Origin of the sequence: Alteromonas gilva (assembly GCF_028595265.1) — a bacterium.
Classification (GTDB): Bacteria; Pseudomonadota; Gammaproteobacteria; order Enterobacterales; family Alteromonadaceae; genus Alteromonas; species Alteromonas gilva.
Genome location: NZ_JAQQXP010000001.1, coordinates 2,852,356 through 2,878,110 on the forward strand (window position 1 = coordinate 2,852,356; position 25,755 = coordinate 2,878,110).

General features: G+C 48.4%; 24 protein-coding genes and 2 tRNA genes. 16 read left to right on the plus strand and 10 right to left on the minus strand.

Going from position 1 to position 25,755, the window contains the following annotated elements:
- Window positions 1-154: 154 nt before the first annotated feature.
- On the plus strand, window positions 155-1,822 hold the full coding sequence (gene asnB, locus OIK42_RS12625; RefSeq protein WP_273641005.1) for an asparagine synthase B: 1,668 nt from the start codon (window positions 155-157) through the stop codon (window positions 1,820-1,822).
- Between the two features lie 148 nt (window positions 1,823-1,970).
- On the opposite strand, the gene OIK42_RS12630 is transcribed toward asnB, so the two are convergent.
- Both OIK42_RS12630 and queE read right to left on the minus strand, forming a co-directional pair.
- Entirely contained in the window at window positions 1,971-2,870 is a 900-nt protein-coding gene (locus OIK42_RS12630) for a type 2 periplasmic-binding domain-containing protein (RefSeq protein ID WP_273641006.1), read from the minus strand.
- A gap of 56 nt (window positions 2,871-2,926) precedes the next feature.
- Window positions 2,927-3,574: a 7-carboxy-7-deazaguanine synthase QueE gene (queE, locus tag OIK42_RS12635; protein WP_273641531.1), complete on the minus strand. Its 648-nt coding sequence runs from the start codon at window positions 3,572-3,574 to the stop codon at window positions 2,927-2,929.
- Window positions 3,575-3,688: 114 nt separating this feature from the next.
- Here queE and queC point away from each other — a divergent pair, with 114 nt between their 5' ends.
- Window positions 3,689-4,345 (plus strand): 7-cyano-7-deazaguanine synthase QueC, encoded by a 657-nt coding sequence (queC, locus tag OIK42_RS12640; RefSeq protein ID WP_273641008.1) that lies wholly within the window; start codon window positions 3,689-3,691, stop codon window positions 4,343-4,345.
- Window positions 4,346-4,425: 80 nt separating this feature from the next.
- Here queC and OIK42_RS12645 read toward each other — a convergent pair whose 3' ends face one another.
- From OIK42_RS12645 to OIK42_RS12660, 4 genes are all read right to left on the minus strand, one after another.
- Window positions 4,426-5,115, minus strand: a complete 690-nt coding sequence (locus tag OIK42_RS12645; RefSeq protein WP_273641533.1) for a pseudouridine synthase — start codon at window positions 5,113-5,115, stop codon at window positions 4,426-4,428.
- A gap of 118 nt (window positions 5,116-5,233) precedes the next feature.
- A complete protein-coding gene (locus tag OIK42_RS12650) occupies window positions 5,234-6,163 on the minus strand; it encodes a LysR family transcriptional regulator (RefSeq protein ID WP_273641010.1) in 930 nt (309 codons plus the stop codon).
- Between the two features lie 140 nt (window positions 6,164-6,303).
- Window positions 6,304-8,319: an excinuclease ABC subunit UvrB gene (gene uvrB / locus OIK42_RS12655; RefSeq protein WP_273641012.1), complete on the minus strand. Its 2,016-nt coding sequence runs from the start codon at window positions 8,317-8,319 to the stop codon at window positions 6,304-6,306.
- Window positions 8,320-8,333: 14 nt separating this feature from the next.
- Entirely contained in the window at window positions 8,334-9,644 is a 1,311-nt protein-coding gene (locus tag OIK42_RS12660) for an MATE family efflux transporter (protein WP_273641535.1), read from the minus strand.
- A 1,168-nt stretch (window positions 9,645-10,812) separates the two neighbouring features.
- Here OIK42_RS12660 and OIK42_RS12665 point away from each other — a divergent pair.
- The 10 genes from OIK42_RS12665 to nth all read left to right on the plus strand — a co-directional run bounded on the left by OIK42_RS12665 (window position 10,813) and on the right by nth (window position 19,083).
- Window positions 10,813-10,889 (plus strand) — tRNA-Asn (locus OIK42_RS12665).
- A gap of 24 nt (window positions 10,890-10,913) precedes the next feature.
- A tRNA-Asn gene (locus tag OIK42_RS12670) sits at window positions 10,914-10,990 on the plus strand.
- Between the two features lie 153 nt (window positions 10,991-11,143).
- Window positions 11,144-12,232, plus strand: coding sequence for a M28 family metallopeptidase (locus tag OIK42_RS12675; RefSeq protein ID WP_273641014.1), 1,089 nt, complete (start codon window positions 11,144-11,146; stop codon window positions 12,230-12,232).
- 222 nt (window positions 12,233-12,454) lie between these two features.
- Window positions 12,455-13,036: an electron transport complex subunit RsxA gene (gene rsxA, locus OIK42_RS12680; RefSeq protein ID WP_273641016.1), complete on the plus strand. Its 582-nt coding sequence runs from the start codon at window positions 12,455-12,457 to the stop codon at window positions 13,034-13,036.
- On the plus strand, window positions 13,036-13,602 hold the full coding sequence (rsxB, locus tag OIK42_RS12685) for an electron transport complex subunit RsxB (protein ID WP_273641018.1): 567 nt from the start codon (window positions 13,036-13,038) through the stop codon (window positions 13,600-13,602). Before rsxA ends, rsxB begins: the two co-directional genes overlap by 1 nt.
- Before the next feature lies 1 nt (window position 13,603).
- Complete coding sequence (gene rsxC / locus OIK42_RS12690; RefSeq protein ID WP_273641020.1) at window positions 13,604-16,006, plus strand: electron transport complex subunit RsxC; 2,403 nt, start codon at window positions 13,604-13,606, stop codon at window positions 16,004-16,006.
- Complete coding sequence (gene rsxD / locus OIK42_RS12695) at window positions 16,003-17,103, plus strand: electron transport complex subunit RsxD (protein WP_273641021.1); 1,101 nt, start codon at window positions 16,003-16,005, stop codon at window positions 17,101-17,103. Before rsxC ends, rsxD begins: the two co-directional genes overlap by 4 nt.
- Window positions 17,103-17,753: an electron transport complex subunit RsxG gene (gene rsxG / locus OIK42_RS12700; protein WP_273641022.1), complete on the plus strand. Its 651-nt coding sequence runs from the start codon at window positions 17,103-17,105 to the stop codon at window positions 17,751-17,753. Before rsxD ends, rsxG begins: the two co-directional genes overlap by 1 nt.
- 2 nt (window positions 17,754-17,755) lie before the next feature.
- A complete protein-coding gene (locus OIK42_RS12705) occupies window positions 17,756-18,445 on the plus strand; it encodes an electron transport complex subunit E (protein WP_273641024.1) in 690 nt (229 codons plus the stop codon).
- Between the two features lie 5 nt (window positions 18,446-18,450).
- Complete coding sequence (gene nth / locus OIK42_RS12710; protein WP_273641026.1) at window positions 18,451-19,083, plus strand: endonuclease III; 633 nt, start codon at window positions 18,451-18,453, stop codon at window positions 19,081-19,083.
- A gap of 102 nt (window positions 19,084-19,185) precedes the next feature.
- Here nth and OIK42_RS12715 read toward each other — a convergent pair whose 3' ends face one another.
- Window positions 19,186-19,653, minus strand: a complete 468-nt coding sequence (locus OIK42_RS12715) for a GNAT family N-acetyltransferase (protein WP_273641028.1) — start codon at window positions 19,651-19,653, stop codon at window positions 19,186-19,188.
- Window positions 19,646-20,044 carry a rhodanese-like domain-containing protein gene (locus OIK42_RS12720; protein WP_273641030.1) on the minus strand — a complete coding sequence of 133 codons (399 nt, stop codon included), beginning with the start codon at window positions 20,042-20,044 and terminating at the stop codon, window positions 19,646-19,648. The genes OIK42_RS12715 and OIK42_RS12720 overlap by 8 nt, the downstream gene beginning before the upstream one ends.
- A 488-nt stretch (window positions 20,045-20,532) precedes the next feature.
- On the opposite strand from OIK42_RS12720, the gene gloA reads away from it, so the two are divergent.
- The 3 genes from gloA to OIK42_RS12735 all read left to right on the plus strand — a co-directional run bounded on the left by gloA (window position 20,533) and on the right by OIK42_RS12735 (window position 23,034).
- Window positions 20,533-20,916 (plus strand): lactoylglutathione lyase, encoded by a 384-nt coding sequence (gloA, locus tag OIK42_RS12725; RefSeq protein WP_273641032.1) that lies wholly within the window; start codon window positions 20,533-20,535, stop codon window positions 20,914-20,916.
- Window positions 20,917-20,920: 4 nt separating this feature from the next.
- A complete protein-coding gene (gene glpQ, locus OIK42_RS12730; protein ID WP_273641033.1) occupies window positions 20,921-21,931 on the plus strand; it encodes a glycerophosphodiester phosphodiesterase in 1,011 nt (336 codons plus the stop codon).
- 149 nt (window positions 21,932-22,080) lie between these two features.
- The gene (locus OIK42_RS12735; RefSeq protein ID WP_273641035.1) at window positions 22,081-23,034 is read left to right on the plus strand and encodes a GlxA family transcriptional regulator; all 954 of its coding nucleotides are present in this window, start codon (window positions 22,081-22,083) and stop codon (window positions 23,032-23,034) included.
- 74 nt (window positions 23,035-23,108) lie between these two features.
- Here the strand turns inward: OIK42_RS12735 and OIK42_RS12740 are convergent, their stop codons facing one another.
- Window positions 23,109-23,987 carry a flagellar protein MotY gene (locus OIK42_RS12740; RefSeq protein ID WP_273641036.1) on the minus strand — a complete coding sequence of 293 codons (879 nt, stop codon included), beginning with the start codon at window positions 23,985-23,987 and terminating at the stop codon, window positions 23,109-23,111.
- Window positions 23,988-24,185: 198 nt separating this feature from the next.
- Between OIK42_RS12740 and rnt the strand changes: the two genes are divergently transcribed.
- The gene (rnt, locus tag OIK42_RS12745; protein ID WP_273641037.1) at window positions 24,186-24,827 is read left to right on the plus strand and encodes a ribonuclease T; all 642 of its coding nucleotides are present in this window, start codon (window positions 24,186-24,188) and stop codon (window positions 24,825-24,827) included.
- Between the two features lie 68 nt (window positions 24,828-24,895).
- Here rnt and OIK42_RS12750 read toward each other — a convergent pair whose 3' ends face one another.
- Window positions 24,896-25,501, minus strand: coding sequence for a peroxiredoxin (locus OIK42_RS12750; protein WP_273641038.1), 606 nt, complete (start codon window positions 25,499-25,501; stop codon window positions 24,896-24,898).
- Window positions 25,502-25,755 lie beyond the last annotated feature (254 nt).

A 25,755-nucleotide genomic window follows, 5' to 3' on the forward strand; every position in this document is an offset into this window, starting at 1 on the left:
GATTGTACTTGCATTTTTTACTCATGCTGGCACATTCAATAGTCGCGAGTGAAGAGGTTTAACCTGCAATAAAAATAATCCACCGCTGTACACCAAATCGAGCACCGACAGAAAACACAATCCTTTAACTATGTGACTAGAGAGAACGCTTTTTATGTGTGGTATTTTCGGTATCTTAGATATCAAAACCGATGTGTCTGAAATCAGAACCCAAGCCCTGGAACTTACTAAAACGCTGCGTCATCGCGGCCCAGACTGGTCGGGCATCTGGAATAATGACAATACCATTTTGTGTCACGAGCGTTTGGCTATCGTCGATGTTGATACGGGTGCGCAGCCGCTAATTAGCGACACCGGTGATCAGGTGCTGGCTGTGAATGGTGAAATTTATAACCACAAACAACTGGCCAAAGAACTCGCCCAACCCTATAGCTTCAAAACCCGCTCTGATTGCGAAGTAATTTTACCTTTGTATCAACAACGCGGTATTGATTTTATTGACGATTTACAAGGCATGTTTGCGTTCATTCTGTATGACGAAAAAGAAGATGCCTATCTGATTGCCCGTGACCACATTGGTATTATTCCGCTATACACCGGTTACGATGAGCATGGTAATTTCTATGTCGCGTCAGAAATGAAAGCCCTGGCGCCAATTTGTAAAACCATAAGTGAATTTCCTCCCGGCCACTATTTTTGGAGCAAGACCGGTGAGATGAAAAAGTATTACAAGCGCGACTGGATGGACTATGACGCGGTTAAAGATAACCCGTCAGATATCAAAGAACTCCGCGTTGCCTTTGAAAAAGCCGTTAAGTCGCACATGATGTCAGACGTACCTTACGCAGTATTACTGTCGGGTGGCTTAGACTCATCCCTGGTATCTGCTGTGGCGGCTAAATATGTTGCCAAACGCGTCGAAGACGAAGATAAATCTGATGCCTGGTGGCCGCGACTGCATTCCTTTGCGGTAGGCCTTGAAGGTGCGCCAGACTTACAGGCAGCCAAGAAAGTGGCCGATATGATTGGCACTGTGCACCATGAAATACACTTTACGATTCAGGAAGGCTTAGACGCCATTCGTGACGTTATTTACCATCTTGAAACCTATGACACCACCACCATACGCGCTGCTACGCCAATGTACCTGATGAGCCGCAAAATAAAGGCAATGGGCATAAAAATGGTACTTTCTGGTGAGGGCGCTGATGAAATCTTTGGTGGTTATCTGTATTTCCATAAAGCCCCTAATGCGAAAGAGTTTCACGAAGAAACCGTGCGTAAGCTGGACCGTCTGCACATGTTTGACTGCGCGCGCGCCAACAAAGCGACATCAGCCTGGGGTGTAGAAGCACGCGTGCCTTTCCTCGATAAAGAATTTATGGACGTGGCCATGCGTCTGAACCCGAAAGACAAAATGTGTGGCAACGGCAAAATGGAAAAGTACATTCTGCGCGAAGCCTTCGACAACGGCGATACGCTGCCAGCCGAAGTTCTCTGGCGTCAAAAAGAACAGTTTGGTGACGGTGTGGGTTACTCCTGGATTGACTCAATAAAAGACTTTGTTGATGCTGAAGTATCAGCGCAGCAACTGGCTACAGCTGAGTTCCGTTTCCCGGTAAATACCCCCGATACCAAAGAGGGCTATTATTACCGCACTATTTTTGAAGGTTACTTCCCGCAGGAAAGCGCCGCACGCTGCGTACCTGGTGGTAAGTCAATCGCCTGTAGTACGGTTGAGGCACTGGAATGGGACGAAAGCTTTAAAAGCAATGCAGACCCATCGGGACGCTCTATGCGAGACGTTCACGGCAAAGGCTAAGCCCTTTCCCATGACACAAAAAAACAGCACCTTGGGGTGCTGTTTTTTTATGCGTAACACTTATCGTTATAGATGAACGACCGGTTTTGAACGGCCGGGCTCAAACAGATTTGGTGAGCAAAAACAAGGTAGGCGCTATGCAATAGCACTAGGGGATATTATCTACCGTCTCCGGTGCATGTTTTTGCGGGTCAAACCACAGGGCCTCATCATCTACCGGGGTTTCTTTAGGCAACAACGGGTTTACCAGTTCAAATACTTTGCGCTCGTTAACGTCAACTTTTAACAGCGCGTCGCGGTGGTGGGCCACAAACAAGTTGTCGAAGGAACCATCTTCAATCGCACGGCGCAATCCCGTCTCAATCAGGCGCGCCATGATAGGGTTTGAGCGATTAACAAAAAAATACACCGCGGCAGGATAATGCAGCGCCAGGGAGGGCTCCAGCATAATACTGGGATCCATTGACCGGGCATTGAGTTCGCCTAATACTTCGCTTACCGCACGCGGGAAGTAGTCAGCCTGCCTTTGGCTTAAACGACTGTAGGCTTCCGGAAATTCAGGCACCGTCAGCACATTAAACCCATTGGACTGCAATATTTTGGTGTCTGGCCATTCAGCGCCTTGCAGTGCTGTCAGTGACGTTAAGTCAGCAACGTCATTGATATCCCTGAATTTATGGCTGAACGCCTGATTGATTAAAAATACCCGCCAGCCAATCAACCCCTTATAGACCGGGATTCTGATGGGTAGAAGGTCTTTTTCGCGCTGGCTATCGGTCATGGCCCACAAGATATTGATCTCACGACTTTCTTTTAACTGTCGAATGGCCTTACCTTGCAACAGTATGCGCTCTGAAGGCGATAATGAATAGCGTACACCGGTTTTACTGAGCGCCAGCTTTAACAGGGCTAACGGGTACTCATGACGAATATCGTTTTCATTAATCGGGCGAGGATAATAAATAGACCAGTTGGCGGAATAACTCGCCGCCGACCAGAGCAGCCCCACCAGCATAATAACAAAACAGCTGCGCCCTTGTTTGATCATAGTGACTTCCCTCGCATTTTCACTGCACTTAACACGGTCTGCAATCAATACATAAGCTAAGCAATACCGACATACTTATGGGTTTGTAATGACAACCGCCAATTTCGCTCAATACAGGTTTTGATGGCCAGTTCGGTAGCACGCGGCTGCTGACTGATGGGCTGCAAACAGACGTTTTGAGGCGGCGTCTCCAGCACCGACAGCAACGCATCCAGCTCATCGATGTGCTTTTGCATGGCAATGGGGTGCTTAATTTCATCGGCCCGTTGCAAGGCGCTGGTAAGCACATCATAGCCCCCTTTCATGTTAATTTTGGGTGACACGGTCACCCAGGTTTCGGAGGCGCAACGCACTTCAAAGGTACCGCTGGTTTCAATTTGGGTAGTATACCCATGGGCATGTAATAGTGTTGTCAGCTCAGTCAAATCATACATGCACGGCTCGCCACCGGTTAACACCACATGACGTGCCTGATAGCGCTGTTGTTCAAACAATGCCAACAAACCCAGCGCAGAAATACCAAAATAGCGCTCAGACTCACCACGTTTACTGACCACCGCATCGACAGTATCAATGTCTTTTTCATCCAGCGTCCAGGTATGTTTGGTGTCGCACCACGGGCACCCTACCGGGCAGCCCTGCAGGCGCACGAATACCGCGGGCACTCCAGTGTGTATACCTTCGCCCTGAATAGTTTCAAACATCTCATTAATGTTGAGTCGCTGATCTGTCAATTGCATAATCCTGTGATGATTGTAGTTGGGATTCTAGCAGGGATAGCATAAAATTCCGTTATCATTTCCTAAATTATACCTGTTATGTCTGAAAAAGTGATTGTTATCTATTCTGGTGGCATGGACTCCTTTACCGTATTACATAAAGCCATCGAAGACGGTAAAACGCCACTAGCCCTGTCTTTTAACTATGGTCAGCGTCATAAAAAAGAGCTCGATTACGCGGCAAAGGTATGTACTGAACTGAATGTACCGCACAAAATTGTAGATATATCAGCAATTAACAGCTTAATTGGTGGTTCAGCACTGACCGATGATATCGACGTGCCAGAAGGCCATTATGAAGAGCCCAGCATGAAACAAACGGTAGTGCCAAACCGCAACATGATTTTATTGTCGATGGCCGTCGGTTACGCTGTCAGCGAACAGGCCAGCAAAGTGTATTACGGCGCCCATTCCGGCGACCATGCCATTTACCCTGACTGCCGCCCGGAATTTGTCGAGAAAATGAACGATGTGTGTGCCATTGCTAATTACGAAGCGATTGAGATTGTCACGCCTTACCTGAAGGTGAGTAAAACGGCTATTTTAACCGATGGCCTTCGCATGAGGCTGGACTACAGTAAAACCTGGACCTGCTATAACGGCCGCGAGAAGGCCTGTGGCGAATGTGGAGCCTGCCAGGAACGCTTAGAAGCGTTTCGTGACAACGGTCAAACCGACCCACTCCCTTACGAATAACATTTAACAACTAAAACGCCGGTTGTGTCTTCACGGCTGGCACTGACTACGCCGTGTTCAACTTGTTTTGCAGTAATGCTTTACTGACGCAAAGATTGCACTTCGTGTTGCGTTAGGTATCGCCATTGTCCCTCTTCGACATCGAGGGACACAGGGCCTATCGCTTCACGGTGCAGCGCGACCACACGATTACCTACCGCAAAAAACATTCGCTTCACCTGATGAAACTTGCCCTCGGTTATTACCAAGCGGGCTTCGCGAGGCGCTAAAATCTCTAACTCGGCGGGCCGTGTCAGGTGCGCCTCCCCTTGCAGTTTAACGCCCTGTCTGAACTGATCCACCAGGTTTTCTGCGATAACACTGGATAATCTCACCCGGTAGACTTTGCGACACTGCCTGGATGGATGAGTGATGTTATACGTCCAGCGACCATCGTCAGTAATTAAAATCATCCCTGTACTATCAGCATCTAAACGCCCGGCAATATGTAATTGGGATTGATTTTCCAGGTTTAGCAGGTTTAATACTGAGGGGTAATGCTCGTCTTTATTTGAACAAATGGTCGACGCGGGCTTGTGTAGCAATATGTACCTGGATGCCCGGGCCGTGAGTGTCACGCCCTTTAGCGTTATCAGATTATTTTCATGAACTTGTGTTGCTGCATTGGTAATGGTCAGACCGTTCACATCAACCTCTCCCCGGTTAATGCATGCTAAGGCTTCAGCCTGACTCAACTGAGTACTTTTACAGATAAACTTATCAAGTCGCATAATATTTCGCTGGCCCTGAAGATCCATGTGGCCGGCGTAGTAATCCCGGCACAGTGTCAGACTGGCAGACAGCCGTTTCACCAGCCCTTCAATTGGACTCTGGCACTCTGCCTGACAATTACTTCTGACTTTCAGTAATAAAGTAACTGAGCTCTTTAATACAGTGGCGTAACACCGGATTTAAGCGGGTGTTTTTACCGTTCATGACAAACAGCTCATGACTGAACTCAAACATACTGCCATTCGCTATTGGCACCAGGCCTAATGCCACCCCCTGCTCTCTGGCCATATAATCAGGCAACAGCGCTACGTATTCGCCGGTCATCATGGCCGACATAGCGGCATCAAAGGAGTCTGAAAAGGTCTGGATAGCCAGTCGTCTGTCACCGTCTATGTAATTGGCTGATGATAAACCGGAAATACCAATGGCCGGAAAATCCTCAATTCTGACGTTGTCAGGCAGGCTCTCCACGTCGCGGTACTTCGCCAGAGGGTGAGACGGCGCACAGTACAAGCGGCCTTTACACGAGGTGCCGATAGGGTGAAATGTGACGGACTCAGGTTTAACCATATCATAGGTAGAAATGACCAGGTGACATTCGCCGGACAGCGCAACGTGTTCCACTTCATTGTATAAACGCGTTTGAATATTGACATGGATGTCGTCAAACTTTTTCATGGTGCTTTTCACTGCGCGGCTCACAGCAAGGTGCATCGAGAGCGGCAAACCCGCCATCATCACCAGTGTTATATGACCTGAGTAGTCGTCATGTAACGACTTTAAATTAAAAACAAAGTTATCGAAGGCATTAAATATGCGCTTGGTTTCCTGAAAAACCACTTCGCCTTCTTTGGTCATTTGGAATCCACCGCGGCCCCGGTGACACAGCACTAAATCGAGGCGCTCTTCAAGCTTTTTAATCGCAGCGCTAATGTTAGGGCGTTGCATTCTTAATACCGGCTCAGCGGCGGTAAAACCATTGCAACTTGCTACTGCATAAAAGACCCGCAGAAGCTTAATGTCTGATTCTTGTAATCGATTTAACATGCCAGCACCATCGTATGTATATAGGTATAGTTATCAATACTCAATCCATAATAGGCAGAGTCGCCGACATTTACAATTAGATTTTTAACAAAGGCTCATTTTACTAAGGATTATCACTATTTAGGCTGCTCTCACAAAAATCAGGACAGCGCCACAACCTGCTTTCTTAGTTGTTCAATATCATCCCGAAGTGATGCGGCTTTCTCAAACTCAAGCTCTTTAGCGTACTCAAACATCTGCTTTTCAAGCTCAGCAACCTGCGCCATTAAATCAGTCGCCGTCGCGGCTTTGGCAGCCTGTTTCGATTCAGACACTTTGCGCAGCCTGACCTTACCGGCCGCCGGCGCCACCGAGTCGCCTAAATCCATGACATCGGTAATGGGTTTATGCAGCCGTTGTGGCGTAATGTTGTTAGCCAGGTTGTGCTCAATTTGCTTGTTTCTGCGACGTTCGGTTTCGTCTATGGCCTTACGCATGGAGCCCGTTACCCGATCTGCGTACAAAATGGCCTTACCGTTAATATGGCGGGCCGCCCGTCCCATGGTTTGTATCAGGGACTTTTCGGCGCGTAAAAAGCCTTCCTTGTCGGCATCTAAAATGGCAACCAGGGATACCTCCGGCATGTCCAGACCTTCCCTTAACAGGTTGATCCCAACCAACACGTCAAATTTACCCAGGCGCAAATCGCGGATGATTTCGATCCGCTCTACCGTATCGATATCAGAATGCAGGTAGCGCACTTTCACGCCATGCTCATTAAGGTATTCGCTAAGATCTTCGGCCATACGCTTGGTAAGCGTGGTGATCAGTACCCGTTCGTCAACCGCTACACGTAACTGAATTTCCGACAATACGTCATCAACCTGCGTAGCAACCGGACGGATCTCTATGACCGGATCCAGTAAGCCCGTTGGCCGCACAACCTGCTCAACCACTTCGCCGTCTGATTTTTCCAGTTCATAGTTACCAGGCGTTGCCGACACATAAATAGTTTGCGGCGAAATATGTTCAAATTCATCAAATTTGAGCGGCCGGTTATCCAGCGCAGAGGGCAAACGAAAGCCATATTCTACCAGGGTTTCTTTGCGCGACCGGTCGCCCTTATACATGGCACCGATTTGCGATACGGTCACGTGTGATTCGTCGATAAACATCAAACCATCAGCCGGAAAATAGTCAAGCAAGGTCGGCGGTGGCTCACCCGGCGCGCGACCCGACAAGTACCGTGAGTAATTTTCGATGCCTGAGCAATAGCCAAGCTCCAGCATCATTTCGATATCAAACTGTGTGCGTTGCGAAATACGTTGTTCTTCGAGTAGCTTGCTGACATCGAGCAACTGCTTTTTACGTTCAGCCAGTTCCTCTTTCACCTGCTCTACGGCGCTGACTATTTTTTCACGCGGCGTAACATAGTGAGTTTTAGGGAATACCGTGGCCCGCACGACATTTTTGTCGACAGAACCGGTAAGCGGATCAAACAAGCTTATGCGCTCAATTTCTTCGTCAAATAACTCAACCCTGACCGCTTGTTTTTCAGAGTCGGCCGGGAAAATGTCAATCACATCACCGCGCACCCTGAACGTACCGCGCTCAAACGCAATATCATTACGCTTATACTGCAGTTCGGCCAGACGCCGCAAAATATCACGCTGGTTAATGGTATCGCCCTGACGCAAATGCAGTAGCATTTTCATGTACGACTCAGGATCGCCCAAACCGTATATCGCCGACACACTGGCTACAATGACGACATCCCGCCGTTCCATCAGCGCTTTGGTGGCTGACAGGCGCATTTGCTCTATGTGGTCGTTAATGGAGGCGTCTTTTTCGATGAAGGTGTCAGTACTGGGCACATAAGCTTCAGGCTGATAGTAATCGTAGTACGACACGAAATATTCCACCGCATTGTGCGGAAAAAACTCTTTCATCTCACCGTAAAGCTGCGCGGCCAGCGTTTTGTTGTGCGCTAAAATAAGTGTTGGCCGCTGTACCTGACTAATAATATTGGCCATGGTGAAGGTTTTACCCGAGCCGGTTACGCCAAGCAGGGTCTGGTTTGCCAGACCGCTTTCCAGACCATCCACCAGAGCCTCGATTGCTTTAGGCTGATCACCGGCAGGTTGGTAATTTGAAACCAGCTCGAACCCTTTCGCCATGTTTTATAAACCTTTCAATTAACTTCTGTTTGTTTATGCTCGTCAGTCAACGAATGCAGCGAGCGACGAAACCAATACACAGAGACCATCGCCATAAGAAAATTGGCCACCACAGCGCCAATAAATATGCCCTGCAAATCTAAATACAGACTCATTAGCACGGTAATTGGCACAAAGAACACGAATAGTCTGACGACACTTAATACTAATGCAGTCATGGGCAGATGCATGGCATTTAATGACGAATTGGTCAGGATAACGATACCCTGTAAACCATACCCTAAGGGTACAATGATGAGAAACAACTGGATCAGTTCTGCGACGGCTTGTTCTTTAGCAAACAGCGCCGCTAATAAACCTGAAGTGAGCCACAACAGTACGCAAATCAGTAACTGCCATCCCAGTACAAACTTGATAATCAACCAGTAAGCACTTTTCACTCTTTCGATGCGTTGGGCACCGAGATTTTGACTTATAAAGGGTGGCAAGCTCATTGACAGCGCTAACACCACGATAGACGTGAATGACTCCAGTCTGTTACCCACCCCCCAGGCTGCAACCGCTTCTTCACCGTAGCCCGCCACAACACGGGTAAGAATGGCTCCGGCCACGGGCGTTAACATGTTGGCACCTGCTGCAGGTAAGGCAATGGGTAATATTGCCCGGCCGCTTTGCGCTAACTCGGGCAAAGACAGCAGGCGCGGCAAAATATAACCGCGCTGCTTAGCTAATAAATACAACACCCAAACTGAACAGACTATCCAGGATATCAGCGTTGCCAGCGCCGCGCCGCCAATCCCCATGGCCGGAATTGGTCCAAAACCGAAAATCAGCATTGGATCTAATAGCGCATTAATCCCACCGCCAGTGGCCATAATAATACTTGGCGTTTTCGTATCACCTCTGGCTCGCAGTACGCTATTACCTACCATCGGAATAGCCAGAAACACCGATGAAAAATACCAAATCGCCATGTAATCATGAATATAAGGTAATAAATGCGACTGGGCGCCCAGCAACTCAAAGGTAAAATTAATGCTGAAACCGCCAACAAGGGCAAGTATACCGACCATAAGCACCGACAGCATAATTGCACCGGTGCCTGTTTCACGGGCATTGTCCTGATTCCCCTGGCCGGCGAGTTTGGCTATTACCGCCGATGTGCCGATGCCAAGGCCAATATTCAAACTTATTAACGTAAAGGTAACGGGAAAAGTAAAACTTATCGCAGCAAGCTGTTCAGTGCCGAGTAAACTTACAAAGAATGTGTCAATCAAGCCAAAGCTCATCATCATGACCATGCCAATGATAACCGGTACCGTCATACGCTTCAGCGATTCGGCGATATCGCCATTTAATAAATCACGCGACTTAGGTTGCTTCACTCTATTCACTTCTTAATATTAACTGTGCCAGGCTGTCGGCAGACAACCTGAATAACTATGACCTTTGCGTGTGCCTCACTGACTTATCCTATCGTGGCTTATTCGTTGTACAGATAAGTAAATTGCGAGATGTTCATACTGTCAGCTATTACGCTTTTTGAACAAGATAATGTCTAACGCATTAATTGTAATTGACAGCGATGCCTAACAACAGGCTTTTATCGTTTAAATACCTTAAGCCACAAACATCAAACTTATTTGTTCTTTTTATCAATTAGCCAAATTACTCCGCAACCTCTTTTGTGTGTTTTTTCTGCAAAAACAAAATGAGACTAAACCAACACAATCCACAAAGCCTTGACGCATAAGGACAACATAAAGACTGTACGAAAAGTATCGATTTCAATTGTATGATAATCGCCGCTAACTTGCTGTCCATTCGTAAATTTGTTGTTAACAGACTTATTTTTTATGTCTTTTAAAGGCAATTAACACACAAGAAATTCGTTGTCTATTATTCTTATTAAAAATTTGACAGACAACCTTTAATACGTCCAAATAAAAACCTAAACAGTTGTTTTTTAATGAATTTAAACAAAGCAAATATGACACTTCTATGACACTTTATTGACTGTCCCGGTTGAATTCCCCCCGGCTTCAAAAACTATCAACATAGTTATCCACAGATTTGGTGGATAACTGTTAAAGAGCCAGTAACCACGCGGCTTTGAACTAAAGAACAACATTCACTTTGTAAGTAACGACTAACCTTGTGACGTTATCTGCTAGGTTACAAAATTATTAAACACTGTACAAGAAAACAGTGTTCAATTGTTTTTTAATAGCGTTTGGTTATAGTTCTATGATTTAACATTACTAAAAGTTGAACCTAATTTTGCCTGTACAAAGTTCAATTTATTAAACCATTTGTAATCAATTAATTAGCCCATTCACAAAGGATTAAAGCCTAAAAAACACTCGTTTCGTCCATTAATTGTACCGAAACCCTTCTAAAAAATATTTTTTAACTATTCGAGTGAAAAAATTGACGAAGTTAGTTGACACAGCAACAGATGCTCATTAATATTCGCCACCGTTGAAATACAGGTCCCCCTTAGCTCAGTTGGTTAGAGCGACGGACTGTTAATCCGCAGGTCCCCCGTTCGAGTCGGGGAGGGGGAGCCAACATTTCAACAGCAATATTAGTGTTCCCCCTTAGCTCAGTTGGTTAGAGCGACGGACTGTTAATCCGCAGGTCCCCCGTTCGAGTCGGGGAGGGGGAGCCACTTTATTGGCTCACACTTACCACCTCAAAATAGTTCACACACTTTTTTAGTATTTTTTCAGTAATATCACTCGTTTATCACTATTGTGTTTCGAATATACGAAGGCATCATGTATTATGCGTAGCCTTTTGTTATTTTCGATGGTGACAGCTGATGTTGTTAAAATCCGTATTCCTGATAGCAGTACTTATAACCACTTCTTTTTCGACTTTTGCCAACAGTGATGTCAACGCGCTTGCCAACCGTGTCACGGATCGCAGCATGATTATTTTAAACGAGGTGATCACGCAGATTGGCGCCCGCCCTGCCGGCAGTCAGCAAGAAAAAAACACCGTAAAGTTGGTCGCCGATATCTGGCAGCAGGCCAATTTAACCCGCGTTCAGCGACAATCGTTTAATGTAGAAATCAAAGGTCAGGTTATTAATAGCCAGAATATTTGGGTTACCCTGCCCGGGGATTCAGCTAAACATATCGTCATCGGCGCTCATTACGACTCCACCGGCGTAAAAGCAGGTTCACAGGGTGCTACCGACAATGGTGTGGCAATGGCCTTGGTTACCGCTTTAGCCGAACAACTATCCGCATACCAACTCAATGCAACCGTCACTTTTGTGCTATTTGGTGCCGAGGAAGTGGGCTTACAGGGCGCCAAAGCTTTTGTTAACCAGATGGTGAAGTCAGGGCAAGTGCCCGAGCCGGATAGCATGATTAATTTAGACACCATTGCCGGCGGCGATAAGCTGTATATCCACAGTCCGACGCAGACCCCCTACAAGAGTTGTAATAACACCAGCACCTATAATGCATCACCGGCAGTGCGCGGTGAGCTGCTATTGCTCGCAAAAAATAAGCAATTGGCGTTTAATTTACATCCGAGTTTTCCGGGCTATCCCGAGGGCGAAACCGCCGGCTGGTCTGATCATGCGCCATTCGCCTGTGCAGGTATTCCCATTGCTTATATTGAGGCCACCAACTTTGCGATTAATGGCCGCGACGGTTTCGATGGCTATTCACAGAGTTTGCATCCCGGGTTATGGGATTGCCTGGATACCTCATTGCAAACCGCTTGTGACCGGGACACGGAAGAGCGCTGGGGCCGTATTTGGCATACTGGCCAGGACAGGCTCGACACCCTTGAAACCTTGCACCCTGGTCGCTTGCGGGCACAACTATCAGACGTAAGTGAGTTACTGGTTGATTACCTGATCGGCGACGTGCTGACGCCTCGTCATGGGCGGTGATCTTTTCGCGGCGGTTAGCCATACAACAGTGAGCGGTTAATGTATAACCAATCAATCAGTTAGCATGGCCTGGCTGTGCTCAAATGTTGACGCAAACAACGTCGAACAACATTGTTAATCTGCGTAAAAATATTAGATAATACACATGCATGTAGTATGACAACTTCAACAAGCCAGCTTACAACGCTTTACTTTAACGACACAGTGGCCAAACAATAACCCATGACTGAATTTTTATTGCTGCTCATCAGCACCGTACTGGTTAACAACTTTGTACTGGTTAAGTTTCTTGGATTATGCCCGTTTATGGGGGTGTCCGGTAAACTTGAAACAGCCATCGGCATGTCTATGGCCACTACCTTTGTGCTTACGCTGGCTTCGGTGTGTAGCTATTTAGTTGAAACTTACCTGTTACAACCTCTGGGCATTGGTTTTTTAAGAACCCTGAGTTTTATTTTAGTGATTGCGGTGGTGGTTCAGTTTACCGAAATGGTGGTGCATAAAACCAGCCCGACGCTGTACCGGTTACTGGGGATATTTTTGCCGCTGATCACTACCAATTGTGCTGTGCTGGGTGTCGCATTATTAAACCTCACCGAGCAGCATAATCTGATAGAAAGTATTATTTACGGCTTTGGTGCCGCCATGGGCTTCTCACTGGCCATGATTTTATTTGCAGCAATGCGCGAGCGCCTTGCCGCAGCCGATGTACCCGGCCCCTTTAAAGGAGCATCGATTGCTATGATTACAGCCGGCCTTATGTCACTGGCATTTATGGGTTTTAGCGGACTGGTTACGTCTTAATGTTAGTCTCTTCGTTAGTCGCACTTGGATTACTTGCGCTGGCCTTCGGACTGGCGTTGGGGTATGCCGCTATTCGCTTTAAGGTGGAATCTGATCCACTGGTAGAGCAGATTGATGAAATTTTACCGCAAACCCAGTGTGGACAATGCGGTTACCCGGGGTGTCGCCCTTATGCTGAAGCCATCGCCAATGGCGATGAAATCAACAAGTGTCCGCCCGGTGGCGAGAGCACCATAAAAGAATTAGCCAACCTTATGGGCGTTGAAGCTAAACCCCTCGACGCAGCTCACGGCGTTGATGACGCAGCAAAAGTTGCCTATATCCGCGAGGACGAGTGTATTGGTTGCACAAAGTGCATTCAGGCCTGTCCGGTCGATGCCATCGTCGGTGCCGCCAAACAGATGCACACGGTTATCACTGACGCCTGCACGGGTTGCGATTTGTGTGTCGAGCCCTGCCCGGTAGATTGTATAGATATGGTTACCTTAAGCCCTACCACCGCGTCCTGGCAGTGGGACTTTGAACAAACACCGCGTGGTGATATACCCGTTAAAGTGGTGTCCTGATATGCAGAATGAATTTTCACAGATACTCGATCGCATCGATCAACAGAAATTCTGGACCTTCCCCGGCGGGGTAAATCCTGATTACCGTAAACAGTTATCAAATCAAACAGAAATAACCAGCCTGCCGTTGCCACCCAAACTGGTGATCCCGGTGCGCCAGCATATTGGAACCGCAGGAAGTTGTTTGGTCAGCGTCGGTGACGCCGTATTAAAGGGTCAGCCGCTTACCAGCAGCCCTAACCCATTTTCGGTACCCATTCATGCCCCTACTTCCGGCACCGTCACCGCCATCGAAGATTGTACTACCGCTCATCCCAGCGGTTTGCCCGAACTCTGCGTGATCATTGAGCCGGATGGCCTGGACACCTGGACTGCGCTGCAACCGCTGCACGATTATCAGCAACTAGACAAGAAAGTGTTGCTTAATGCCATTTGTGACGCAGGCATTGCAGGCATGGGCGGCGCCGGATTTCCGACGCATATAAAGTCTACTGCCCGCAAGCCCGTTGAGTTTTTGATCATTAACGGGGTGGAATGCGAACCCTATATTACGGCCGATGATCGCCTGATGCGCGAACATGCCTGGCAAATTCGTCAGGGCGTCGACATTTTGCATCACCTTATTGCGCCCAAAGTGATCGTTATCGCAATTGAAGATAACAAACCCCAGGCGTTTAAGGCGATGCAAAAAGTGTGCGCCGATAATGCCCATATCCGGGTTGTACAGATCCCAACCAAATATCCGGCGGGCGGGGAAAAACAGCTTATTCAGGTGCTGACAGGTCGTGAAGTACCGCGCACCGGCTTACCAGCTGATGTCGGTGTGATGATGTTTAATGTGGGTACCTGCTATGCCATTGCTGACGCGGTGCTATACGGCAAGCCATTAATTCAGCGCGTGGTTACCCTTACCGGTGAAGCGCTGCAAAAACCCCAGAATGTGTGGGCGCTGATTGGCACGCCCATACAGCAGTTACTCAATCATGCCCATTACCAGATAAAACGACAGAAAACGCCCACCGTCATTATGGGCGGCCCCATGATGGGCTTTACGCTGCCGTCAGTTGACGTGCCAGTGGTAAAAATTACCAACTGCATATTGGTGCCGGCCAAAAAAGAACTGAACATGAGTCAACGAGAGCTCGCCTGTATTCGCTGCAGCGCCTGTGCAGATGTTTGTCCGGCGAGCTTACTGCCCCAACAGATGTATTGGCACAGTAAAGCCGGCGAGCTCGACAAAGCCGAAGACTATAATCTGTTTGATTGTATCGAATGCGGTGCCTGCGCTTTTGTTTGCCCCAGTGAAATTCCGCTGGTGCATTATTACCGCAAAGCCAAATCACAAATTCGTATTCAACGCGACGAGAAAGACAAAGCAGAGAAATCACGGCAACGATTTGAAGCCCGCAAAGCCAGACTCGAAAAAGAAAAACAAGAACGCGAGGCTAAACACCAAAAGGCAGCGGCGGCGCGTAAACAGGTCAAACAAACCAGTGACGATGATAGCAACTCAGCAAAAGACAAAGTAGCGGCAGCACTGGCTCGTGCCAAAGCCAAAAAAGCCAGCCAATCAGACATTACTGCGTCAACACCTGAAGATCCAGCAACAACGTCACCGGCAGATAACGTGGAGCCGGCTGATAACAAGGCTAAAGTTGCGGCGGCGGTAGCCCGCGCAAAAGCTAAACGCGCCCGGCAAACCGAAGACAACGACGGCTCAGCAGACAAAGACACTGAGACTGAGAATAAAGCGACCACCAGCGCCGATACCGAGCGCCAGGCAAAGGTCGCAGCAGCGGTAGCCAGAGCAAAAGCCAAAAAAGCAGCGGCCCAACAAAGCAACGATACGGCGCAGTCTGACACGACCCGGGCACAGCCTGAGGATAGCCGGGCTAACGTGCCACAGGCAACTGACAACGCGCCCACCGAGGACTCGCCGGAAGCGCAGCGCAAAGCAAAAATTGCTGCGGCTGTGGCCCGTGCCAAGGCGAAGAAAGCCGGCACACATAGCAACACAGAAACCGAACATACTGATACCAAGCCAGAAAGCGCAGACGCAGACATCGACACGTCATCGCAGTCTAACAGCAAAGTCACTATTGATGATTCGCCTGAAGCGCGGCGCAAAGCAAAAATTGCGGCGGCCGTGGCGCGCGCCAAGGCTAAAAAAGCGGCGACACAACAAGCCAGCCCAGACGACGCGCCAACGCCAGGTAACAACACACCTGAGGATACGCCGGAGGCACAGCCTGCCGAAACAAACAATGATGGCGACGCTGCAACAACGGATACTTCACCAGCGGCACAGCGCAGCGCCAAAATTGCCGCAGCCGTTGCCCGTGCCAAAGCAAAAAAAGCGCAGCGTGAAAACCAAGGTAATGACGAAGGTAATACAGACGCATGAAATTAGCCGTATCGAGTTCACCCCATCAGCACGTCAGGCGCACCACCGATCAAGTAATGCGTCTGGTGCTTTACGCTATGATCCCGGGTGTGCTTGCGCAAGTCTGGTTTTTTGGCTGGGGCGTGTTCTGGCAAATGCTTATTGCTCTGGCAACAGCGCTGGTAACTGAGGCCGCCATTGTTGCCTTGCGAAAACGCGAGATAGGTCAGGCACTGGGAGACTACAGTGCTGTTGTTACAGCGCTGTTACTGGCAGTCAGCTTACCGCCGCTATTACCCTGGTGGATGACCGTTGTAGGGACGTTTTTCGCCATTGCCATTGTTAAACAGTTATACGGTGGTTTGGGTTATAACCTGTTTAACCCTGCCATGGCAGCCTACGTCATGTTGTTAATCTCCTTTCCCGCGGCTATGAGTAGCTGGTTACCCCCGGCTGACTTAGCCAGGCACACCATTGGTATCTTTGATGCTTTGCAGCTTATTGTGGGAGGTTTTGACAGTGCCGGCTATAACACTCTGCAGTTGCGTGCCGGTATCGACGGCGTGACCATGGCCACGCCGCTGGATTATGTAAAAACACAAATTGGCCAGGGCTACACTTATACCGAGGCCTTAAGCCATTCACTGTTTAACGATACGCTATGGTCATCGGCCAGTGCGGGCTGGACCTGGGTTGCTTTGCTTTACGCAGCAGGTGGCCTGGCGCTCATTCAACTGAGAGTTATTAGCTGGCATATTCCGTTGTCTTTGCTGGCTGGCGTTGCGGTGACAGCGACCCTGTTAACCCTGCTCGATGGTGACTTATACGGCTCGGCACTGTTCCATTGGAGCAACGGTGCCATTATGTTCGGCGCGTTTTTTATTGCCACCGATCCGGTGTCAGCGTCGACCACGCCCAGAGGCCGGCTCATATTTGGCGCGGCGATCGGCTTTTGGACCGTCATTATCCGAACCTTTGGTGGTTACCCTGATGCTATTGCATTTAGCGTTATCATTATGAATATGGCGGTACCATTGATTGATTACTACACCCAGCCAACAGTATACGGGCAACACCGTGGGCCTAAGAAGAAGGCCAATCAACAGGGAGAGTCGTAATGCCCTTATCAAGCATCGGTAAAAATGGCCTGATACTCGCCGCTTTTGCGGTTGTGACAACGGGGTTAATCGCCCTGACCTATGATGGCACCAAGCACAAAATTGATGCCCAACGGGCGGCTAAAAAGCTTTCAACGTTAAATCAGGTTATTCCGCCAGATTATTACAATAACCGCCTGTTTATGGACTGTATTGAAGTTAATGCCAGCGCACTGGGGCGTGAGTCCAAGTCCGTTTACCGCGCTCGACAGGATGGTTCTGATAAAGCTTTAGCCGTTGAGTTTACTGCGCCGGATGGCTACAGCGGTAACATTGATCTCATCCTTGGGGTATCATCCGATGGCGAAGTACTGGGCGTACGCGTATTAGAACATGCTGAAACCCCCGGACTGGGTGATAAAATTGAAATGAGCGTAAGCGACTGGATGCTATCTTTTAATGGCAAATCTTACTCACAAGAGAACGCTAAACGCTGGCGGGTAAAAAAAGACGGTGGTCAGTTTGATCAGTTTACCGGCGCCACCATTACCCCCCGCGCGGTGGTCAGCAGTGTTGCCCGGGCGCTGGCGTACATCAACGATAACCAGTCTGCGCTGTTTAACCAACCGGCAAACTGTCAGGTATCGGCTGACCGTGAACAACAAGGGTAAATATGTATAAACAACTCGTTGTCGATGGACTCTGGAAAAACAACCCGGCGCTGGTGCAGCTTTTAGGCCTGTGCCCGTTGTTAGCGGTGACTTCAAGTGTGATTAATGGTCTTGGCCTTGGCCTGGCGACAATGTTAGTGTTGATTGGCTCTAACGCTACGGTGTCAGTCATTCGCCACTGGGTAACATCAGCCATACGGATCCCGGTATTTGTGATGATCATCGCAGCCTTTGTAACCATCATTCAGTTACTAATGAATGCCTACACCTATGAACTGTTTTTAGCCCTGGGCATTTTTATACCGCTAATCGTCACCAACTGCGCCATTATTGGTCGTGCCGAAGCCTTTGCATCAAAAAATTCACTCCCCAATGCTGCCTTCGACGGCCTCATGATGGGCGCAGGCTTTACCTTTATTCTGGTTGCGCTGGGCGGTTTACGCGAAATCCTGGGCAATGGCACCCTGCTTAATGGTGCCGAGCGACTGTTTGGCGCCGGTGCTGAACAGTGGACAATCACTCTGTTTACTACCGAGCATCCTTTTTTGCTGGCTATACTACCGCCGGGCGCTTTTTTAGGCATGGGCCTGCTCATTGCGGCAAAGAACATTATTGATAAAAAGCTCGCCGAAAAGGCCGCTAGCAAAGACACTAAAACCGTTGTGCGGGCCCGGGTCACTGCAGAGAGTTAGATGGAATGAATAAAGCGAAACGACTGGAAATACTCACCCGCCTGCGTGATGCCAATCCGCACCCTACCACAGAACTTAACTTTTCCAGCCCATTTGAGTTATTGGTTGCGGTCACCCTGTCAGCACAGGCCACTGACGTGAGTGTTAACAAAGCCACCGATAAACTCTTTCCGGTAGCCAATACCCCCGAAGCTATTGTGGCGCTGGGCGTTGACGGTCTGCGCGATTATATAAAAACCATTGGCTTGTTTAATTCCAAAGCGCAAAACGTTTATAAGCTGTGTCAGATACTTATTGAGCAGCATAATAGCGAAGTACCCGAGAGCCGTGAAGCTCTTGAAGCACTGCCAGGTGTTGGCAGGAAAACCGCGAATGTGGTGCTGAACACCGCGTTTGGCTGGCCGACCATTGCCGTGGACACGCATATCTATCGCGTCTCTAACCGCACCAAATTTGCCATGGGCAAAGATGTAGTTGCAGTAGAACAAAAGCTAGAAAAAGTGGTACCAAAAGAATTTAAAGTGGACGTTCACCACTGGCTGATTCTGCATGGCCGCTACACCTGTATTGCCCGTAAACCGCGCTGCGGCTCGTGCATTATTGAGGACTTGTGTGAGTTTAAAGAGAAAACGGAATAGGCCTGCTGGCACATTGAGCCAATAAGCTAAACTCACTCAACTGCGCCATTGGCCAATGACATATACGATAACTATTTGTTTAAACGCTTAAGCTAAGCATATTTACTGATCATCTGTCGCTATGTCAATTGACATAATGCGCCAGTCAGATTCAATTTGGGCACCGTGACGAACATAAAACCGTTGAGCCTTACTATTATCGGTTAGTACCTCCCATTTAATTTTGGAGCACTTGTTTTCTGCCGCCTCTTGGCGAGCATAGTTAAATAGCTCATGCCCCACCCCTAAACCACGGTACACCGTTGAAACATAAAATTCTTTAATCACTAACCACGGACATAAGTCGTAAGTAAATGGTTGAAAGAAATAGACCAATATACCTTCTATATCTTCTTCTACAGTTGCAACCAATACCTCAATACTTTTTTGCTCAAATAGATAATAGCCAAGTTTAGGTACAGTAACCCGGAACTTGTGGATATAACCTTCAAAAACAGCCAGTTCCTGCATCAATTCCAGAACGCGCGCGCAATCTGCTGATTGCGCTTTGCGAATAACGACGTTACTCATCAGACTTGAGCTCAAAACCTTCGTCAAGCCAACCTGTGACACCACCAATCATTTTTTTAACCGGACGCCCTAGCTTAGCCAACTTTATCGCAGCCTTTTCTGTGGCATTACAATGAGGGCCGGCGCAATAAACAACAAATACGGTCTCTTTGGGATACTCCGCTAATCTCTCCTGGTTTATTGTTGTATAGGGCATAAGGGTTGCGCCTTCGATATATCCTCGTTTCGCAGTTTCCAGCCCTCTGACATCCAATAAAATAAAGTCATACAAATCATTATTCATGGCATAATGAACATCCCAACAGTCTGTTTCAAACCTTTGCAATGACTGAAAATATTCTAACGCTTCAGCGCTCGAAGCTGGTTGAGGTCGTACAACGTTAGACGGCATAAATACTCCTTTTAATTGATGTACAGATTTCATTTCTCAGGCCCATTATTGATGCAATTCAGCCTTCGTGAAACTGTCCAAATAGACTATTATCGATAATATTTAGACATACCAGCAAGCGCTGACAACCTATCAAAATACCTACTCTGATTTAAAGAGGTATCGCTGCGTTGAACAGACTTGCGCCGTTGAGCTATTGACATTGCCGGGAAATACTCACCCTGGTTAATACTGCACAGCAATCCGCTGCAACCTTAGCCAATCATAAGAATCGCTTCACTGAATCAACAAAGCTATAAGCCTGCTTAATCAGTGCTGGCTTTTTAGCTCTCATCTAAATAATCATTATGCCCGCAGCACCGACACGTTTTGCGATGCTGCGATACATCTGTATCTACGTTAAAACTCGCTTAAATGAAGGACAATTCACTGTCATAATGCTGACAAACATCGTTATTAAACTATGAATGCACATTAAGGAGTTATGTATGCGAATGCTGCACACCATGCTGCGCGTGAAAGATCTTGACGCATCACTGAAGTTTTATGTTGATACCATGGGTATGAAACTGCTGCGCCAGAGTGAGAATACCGAATATGAATACACGCTGGCCTTTGTAGGCTATGCCGACGAAAGCGAACAAGCAGTACTTGAACTCACCTACAACTGGGGTGATAACCAGTATGACATGGGCAATGCCTATGGCCATGTGGCCTTTGCCGTGGATAATATTTACGCCTTTTGCGAGCAGCTCGAAGCCAAAGGGGCTGATGTCTACCGCAAGCCGGGGCCAGTCAAAGGCGGCAAAACGGTAATTGCATTTGTACGCGATCCCGATGGCTATGCCATAGAGTTAATTCAACCCGAGTAATCTGATGAACAAAACATTAAAATGGATAAAATCAGCTGGCCTTAGCATTGCCGTCGCGAGTTTGTATTCAGCTAAGGTCTGCGCCTTTGACATCATCGCTCACCGCGGTGCATCAGGCTACCTGCCCGAGCATACCCTCGCGGCTATGGCCATGGCGTACGCCCAACAGCCCGATTATATCGAGCAGGATCTGGTGTTAACCAAAGATGACCAACTGGTTGTTCTGCACGACATCCACCTGGAAACAGTTACCAACGTTGAGCAGGTTTTCCCGCAGCGCCACCGGGAAGACGGGCGTTATTACGCGCTGGATTTTACCCTTGCCGAATTAAAAACGCTTACCGTGCACGAACGGACCAAAGCCGATGGCTTACCGGTTTTTAAAAATCGCTATCAGGGTAATGGGCATTTTAGCGTGGCAACGTTTGAAGAGCACCTGAGCTCAATTACCTCGCTGAATAACACCACCGGGCAGAATATTGGCCTGTATACCGAAATAAAGTCGCCGGGCTGGCACCGCGCACAGGGTCACGATATCAGCGCGCGCCTGTTAGAGGTGCTGCGTCAGCATAACCTTGATTCAGCAGATGCCAATATTTATGTGCAATGTTTTAACTTTGACGAAATCAAGCGCTTACGCGATTCGCTCAATGCAAAGGTTAAATTAGTGCAACTCATTGCAGAAAATAGCTGGCAGGAAACGCCCACAGATTACGATAACCTGAAAACACCAGCGGGCATACGCAAGTTGCAAGACTATGTTCAGGGTATTGGCCCCTGGCTTGGCCATGTTACCCAATCTACTCCAGAGCAACCCAGCACCGCGTTGGCGCCCTGGGTTGAGGCTGCGCAGCAGGCCGGTTTAGTGATCCACCCCTATACTTTTCGCATGGATCAGTTACCTGCGGGAATAAGTGCTGAGCAGTTACTTTATCTGATTGTTGAGAAGTGGCAGTTTGATGGTGTGTTTACCGATCAGGTGCCACCGGTAAAAGCCTTTCTCACGGAGCAGTAATCCATTACTGAGCCGGCAACAAAACGGTAATCTATCGCGTTGTTTAATCAGCAGTAATGACGATGGCAGGTTTGGTTGTATGATAGTCATATCAGCAACAGACTAACCAGGCATAGTCTTATTTCTGTTAGACAATGCGAGAGAAAAACATGACCAAAATCGTTTGCATCCTGGCCTATGAGGGCGTGGAACTGCTCGACCTTGCCGGCCCACAATCCGCATTTCATGAAGCCAACCAGGTAAAGCCGGGCAACTATAAACTGCTGGTGGTTGGCTTTAAAATTGCGCCAGTCACCTGCGAAGCCGGCATGGCTATCATCCCCGAACAAACAATCAATGACGTTGAACGCTGTCACACCTTAATTATCCCCGGCGGCGCTGGCAGTCGCAGCCCGTCAATCACCGAACGACATTTAGCAGCCTTAAGGCAATTAGCAGGTCGCAGTGAACGCATCGTGTCGATTTGCACCGGCGCTTACCTGCTGGCCCGAACCGGGCTGCCTTCGGGCACAATCCTGGCAACGCACTGGGCCTTCGCAAAATCGCTTAAAGCTGCCTTTCCAGCCATTGAGGTCGATAGCGCCAAACTTTACCGACAACACGGTCGCTACTGGTCGTCTGCCGGGGTTACCTCTGGCATTGATTTAACCCTGAGCCTGATAGAGCAAGACTACGGCAAGGCAACCGCGCATTATGTAGCCAGGCATCTGGTGGTGTATATGCGCCGCGCGGGTAATCAAAAACAGTATTCAGATGCCCTGGATATTCAGTCTCCTGCTGATGACAGACTAGCGTCTATCGTCAACTGGCTGCATGAGAATATGAGTCAGGAAATTACCGTCATGAGACTGGCTGAATTACTGTGCATGAGCGAACGACAGTGTCATCGGTTTTTTAAAGACAAAACCGGGTTGACACCAGCAACCTACGTTGAACGCTTTCGCATGCAGGTAGCAAGCGATATGCTGGTTAGTTCTGCCAAAGAGATTAAGGTTATTGCCTTACTGGTTGGGTTTAAATCCTATGACGGATTCAGGCGCGCCTTTGAGCGAAATTTTTCGATTTCACCCAGCGCCTACCGGCACGCGTTTCTGTTGGACTAATCGAATCGGCTGCATGCGCCTGGCAATAATGTCATATGGCTATGCAGCGGCCTTAAGGCCGCCACCTCTGAGAGTCAGGATTTCGCCATTCTTACCACCACCCGGCGGTTTTGCGCCCGCGACTGACTGGTTGTATTAGGCGCAATATGCCGTTTTTCACCATGGCCGGTGATTTCGATGCGGTTTTCCTCAATACCAAAACCAGTCAGAAATTTTTTAACCTGCTCAGCACGGCGTTCTGAAAGCTGCTGATTGTTCCAGGAGCCGCCATAACTGTCTGTATAGCCATCGAGCAGCACCAGTTCCAACTGGTTATCTTCGCGCAGGTAATCCCCTATCATGGCTAACCGGCGCTGCGAATACTTGGATAATTCGGTACTGTTTTTCTCGTAGCTGAGTACGGTGTAGCTAATATCTTCAAAACTATAGGGCAACAGGTTTGAAACACAGCTAACGAACTCCTGGTAAACCGGTCTGAAGTTGCTGGCATTTAAACCCACAGCCACCTTGTCATTGGGGTTATACCAATCCTGGTAATAAATGGTCGGCCAGAATCCCTTTTCCAGTTCGCTGAGCATGGTCCAGGCGGTATCTTCCGGCAGGTCGCCATCGTACTGGGTACGTAGCGTCATATCGGCTATCTGGCGGGCTCTGACACCGGGCATCCAGTTTGGCGGTACCGAGTAGACCGCCGCTGAGCCGAAACTTTTCGGCAGCAAATGCATGTCCAGCACGAACTCCATGTTTAACTGCTTGGATGCCTCGCTGGTAAACTGCGCTTCGCCGTAGCCCGGCAACGCGTGGCTCAAGGTACAGCTGAGCCTTGAGCTCTCGCTGAGCTGCCACTGTGAGCTCTCTACCGACGAGCGGTACTGGCGCAACGACGCCTGCGCCGTGCCCACAACAACACATAACCCTAAAGCGAAAGAATAGCGCGTAACGGATTTAAACATAATAGCCTCTGCGAATGCCCTACTACCTTATCGTCAATAGCTAAGAAAAGTTTAGCATCGGGTAGATACTCACGCTTAATATTGACATAATTCCCCGCTTATTAAGAGTTGTATTTTTCGCCTTTTCCAGCTGGCGCGCACAGCAGCGACAACGCTAGCTGGGGCCGGCCCCTCTAAACCTGTTAAATGTAGAGTAATATGCCACAAACAATGCCTCCTCTATCGCAACGATTTCGCGGTTACTTTCCGGTAATTATTGATGTTGAAACGGCCGGTTTTAACGCGCAGACCGATGCCCTGCTTGAAATTGCCGCGGTAACCCTGTCTATGGACGACAACGGCATGTTACATCCAGATCAAACCTACCACGCACATGTTGACCCTTTTGAGGGGGCAAATCTGGAAACAGCGGCACTGGATTTTAACGGTATCGATCCCAATTGTGCGTTACGCGGTGCAATAGCCGAAGACGAGGCAATGAAAGGATTATGCAAACATGTGCGCAAACTGCAAAAAGCCGCCGACTGTCAACGCAGCGTAATAGTGGCCCATAACGCCACGTTTGATCAAAGTTTTGTTAATGCGGCAATCGAACGCTGCAATATTAAGCGCACGCCCTTTCATCCCTTTGTGTCCTTCGATACCACGACCCTGGCAGGGCTTGCTGTTGGCCAGACGGTCTTAGTGAAGGCATGCCAGGCAGCGGGCGTCAGCTTTGATCAAAAAGAAGCCCACTCGGCTCTGTACGATGCCCAAAAAACCGCCGAATTATTCTGTTATATCGTTAACCGCTACACCAGCCTTGGCGGCTGGCCATTGAGCGCTGACACTGACGCGTAAACACAAAAAAGCCCGGTGATAAACTCAACCGGGCTTTTGTATAAGTATTAGTTACTTACAGAATTTGCTTATAGATCGTCAGACTTTTCGCTCAGATATTTAGCTACGCCTTCCGGGCTTGCATCCATACCGGCTTTACCTTCAGTCCAACCAGCCGGGCAAACTTCACCATGGGTTTCGTGGAAGTCCAGAGCATCAACCATACGCAGCATCTCATCAATGTTACGACCCAGTGGCAGATCGTTGACGACCTGGTGACGAACCTGACCTTCAGCATCAATCAGGAATGAACCACGGAATGCAACGCCTGCGTCCGGGTGTTCTACGTCATAGGCCTGACAAATTTCGTGCTTAGTATCAGCTACCAAGGTGTACTTCACTGCACCAATACCGCCTTCTTTAACCGGCGTATTGCGCCATGCGTTGTGCGAGAACTGAGAATCGATAGAGACACCGATAACTTCAACACCACGTTTGGTAAACTCTTCGTAACGCTTGTCAAACGCAATAAGCTCTGACGGGCATACAAAGGTAAAATCAAGCGGATAGAAAAACAACACTGCTTTTTTGCCCTTAATCGCTTCGCTCAGGGTAAAGCTGTCTACAATCTCGCCACTACCTAACACTGCTGCTGCGGTGAAGTCCGGAGCCGGACGTCCAACTAATACGCTCATATTTGTTCTCCATTATCGTTTTTTGACTGGCAGTATGCGCTGAAAATTATCAGTTCATGCTCTGCCGCTGCCTGATATATTGTGCGCTATCGGGCAAAATACAATTGTTCAGAGTAACTTTTTCAACTTGTCGGACCAGAAGCGTCATTTACCGTCTACTTTTACGACAGTCCTGTTATAAAAGTGAACAATTTATTTGCAAAAGTCTTAAATAGCAATTATTATCATTTGCATACTGAATTTGGAGATGACTT

Coding starts and splice junctions, on each gene's coding strand:
- OIK42_RS12705 (WP_273641024.1), top strand. CDS start 17,756: ATGTATAAACAACTCGTTGTCGATGGACTCTGGAAAAACAACCCGGCG.
- rnt (WP_273641037.1), top strand. CDS start 24,186: ATGCCACAAACAATGCCTCCTCTATCGCAACGATTTCGCGGTTACTTT.
- OIK42_RS12735 (WP_273641035.1), top strand. CDS start 22,081: ATGACCAAAATCGTTTGCATCCTGGCCTATGAGGGCGTGGAACTGCTC.
- asnB (WP_273641005.1), top strand. CDS start 155: ATGTGTGGTATTTTCGGTATCTTAGATATCAAAACCGATGTGTCTGAA.
- OIK42_RS12630 (WP_273641006.1), bottom strand. CDS start 2,870: ATGATCAAACAAGGGCGCAGCTGTTTTGTTATTATGCTGGTGGGGCTG.
- gloA (WP_273641032.1), top strand. CDS start 20,533: ATGCGAATGCTGCACACCATGCTGCGCGTGAAAGATCTTGACGCATCA.
- nth (WP_273641026.1), top strand. CDS start 18,451: ATGAATAAAGCGAAACGACTGGAAATACTCACCCGCCTGCGTGATGCC.
- OIK42_RS12750 (WP_273641038.1), bottom strand. CDS start 25,501: ATGAGCGTATTAGTTGGACGTCCGGCTCCGGACTTCACCGCAGCAGCA.
- OIK42_RS12645 (WP_273641533.1), bottom strand. CDS start 5,115: ATGCGACTTGATAAGTTTATCTGTAAAAGTACTCAGTTGAGTCAGGCT.
- rsxC (WP_273641020.1), top strand. CDS start 13,604: ATGCAGAATGAATTTTCACAGATACTCGATCGCATCGATCAACAGAAA.
- OIK42_RS12660 (WP_273641535.1), bottom strand. CDS start 9,644: ATGACGGTACCGGTTATCATTGGCATGGTCATGATGATGAGCTTTGGC.
- OIK42_RS12740 (WP_273641036.1), bottom strand. CDS start 23,987: ATGTTTAAATCCGTTACGCGCTATTCTTTCGCTTTAGGGTTATGTGTT.
- glpQ (WP_273641033.1), top strand. CDS start 20,921: ATGAACAAAACATTAAAATGGATAAAATCAGCTGGCCTTAGCATTGCC.
- rsxG (WP_273641022.1), top strand. CDS start 17,103: ATGCCCTTATCAAGCATCGGTAAAAATGGCCTGATACTCGCCGCTTTT.
- rsxB (WP_273641018.1), top strand. CDS start 13,036: ATGTTAGTCTCTTCGTTAGTCGCACTTGGATTACTTGCGCTGGCCTTC.
- queE (WP_273641531.1), bottom strand. CDS start 3,574: ATGTTTGAAACTATTCAGGGCGAAGGTATACACACTGGAGTGCCCGCG.
- OIK42_RS12715 (WP_273641028.1), bottom strand. CDS start 19,653: ATGAGTAACGTCGTTATTCGCAAAGCGCAATCAGCAGATTGCGCGCGC.
- queC (WP_273641008.1), top strand. CDS start 3,689: ATGTCTGAAAAAGTGATTGTTATCTATTCTGGTGGCATGGACTCCTTT.
- OIK42_RS12675 (WP_273641014.1), top strand. CDS start 11,144: ATGTTGTTAAAATCCGTATTCCTGATAGCAGTACTTATAACCACTTCT.
- uvrB (WP_273641012.1), bottom strand. CDS start 8,319: ATGGCGAAAGGGTTCGAGCTGGTTTCAAATTACCAACCTGCCGGTGAT.
- OIK42_RS12720 (WP_273641030.1), bottom strand. CDS start 20,044: ATGCCGTCTAACGTTGTACGACCTCAACCAGCTTCGAGCGCTGAAGCG.
- rsxA (WP_273641016.1), top strand. CDS start 12,455: ATGACTGAATTTTTATTGCTGCTCATCAGCACCGTACTGGTTAACAAC.
- OIK42_RS12650 (WP_273641010.1), bottom strand. CDS start 6,163: ATGTTAAATCGATTACAAGAATCAGACATTAAGCTTCTGCGGGTCTTT.
- rsxD (WP_273641021.1), top strand. CDS start 16,003: ATGAAATTAGCCGTATCGAGTTCACCCCATCAGCACGTCAGGCGCACC.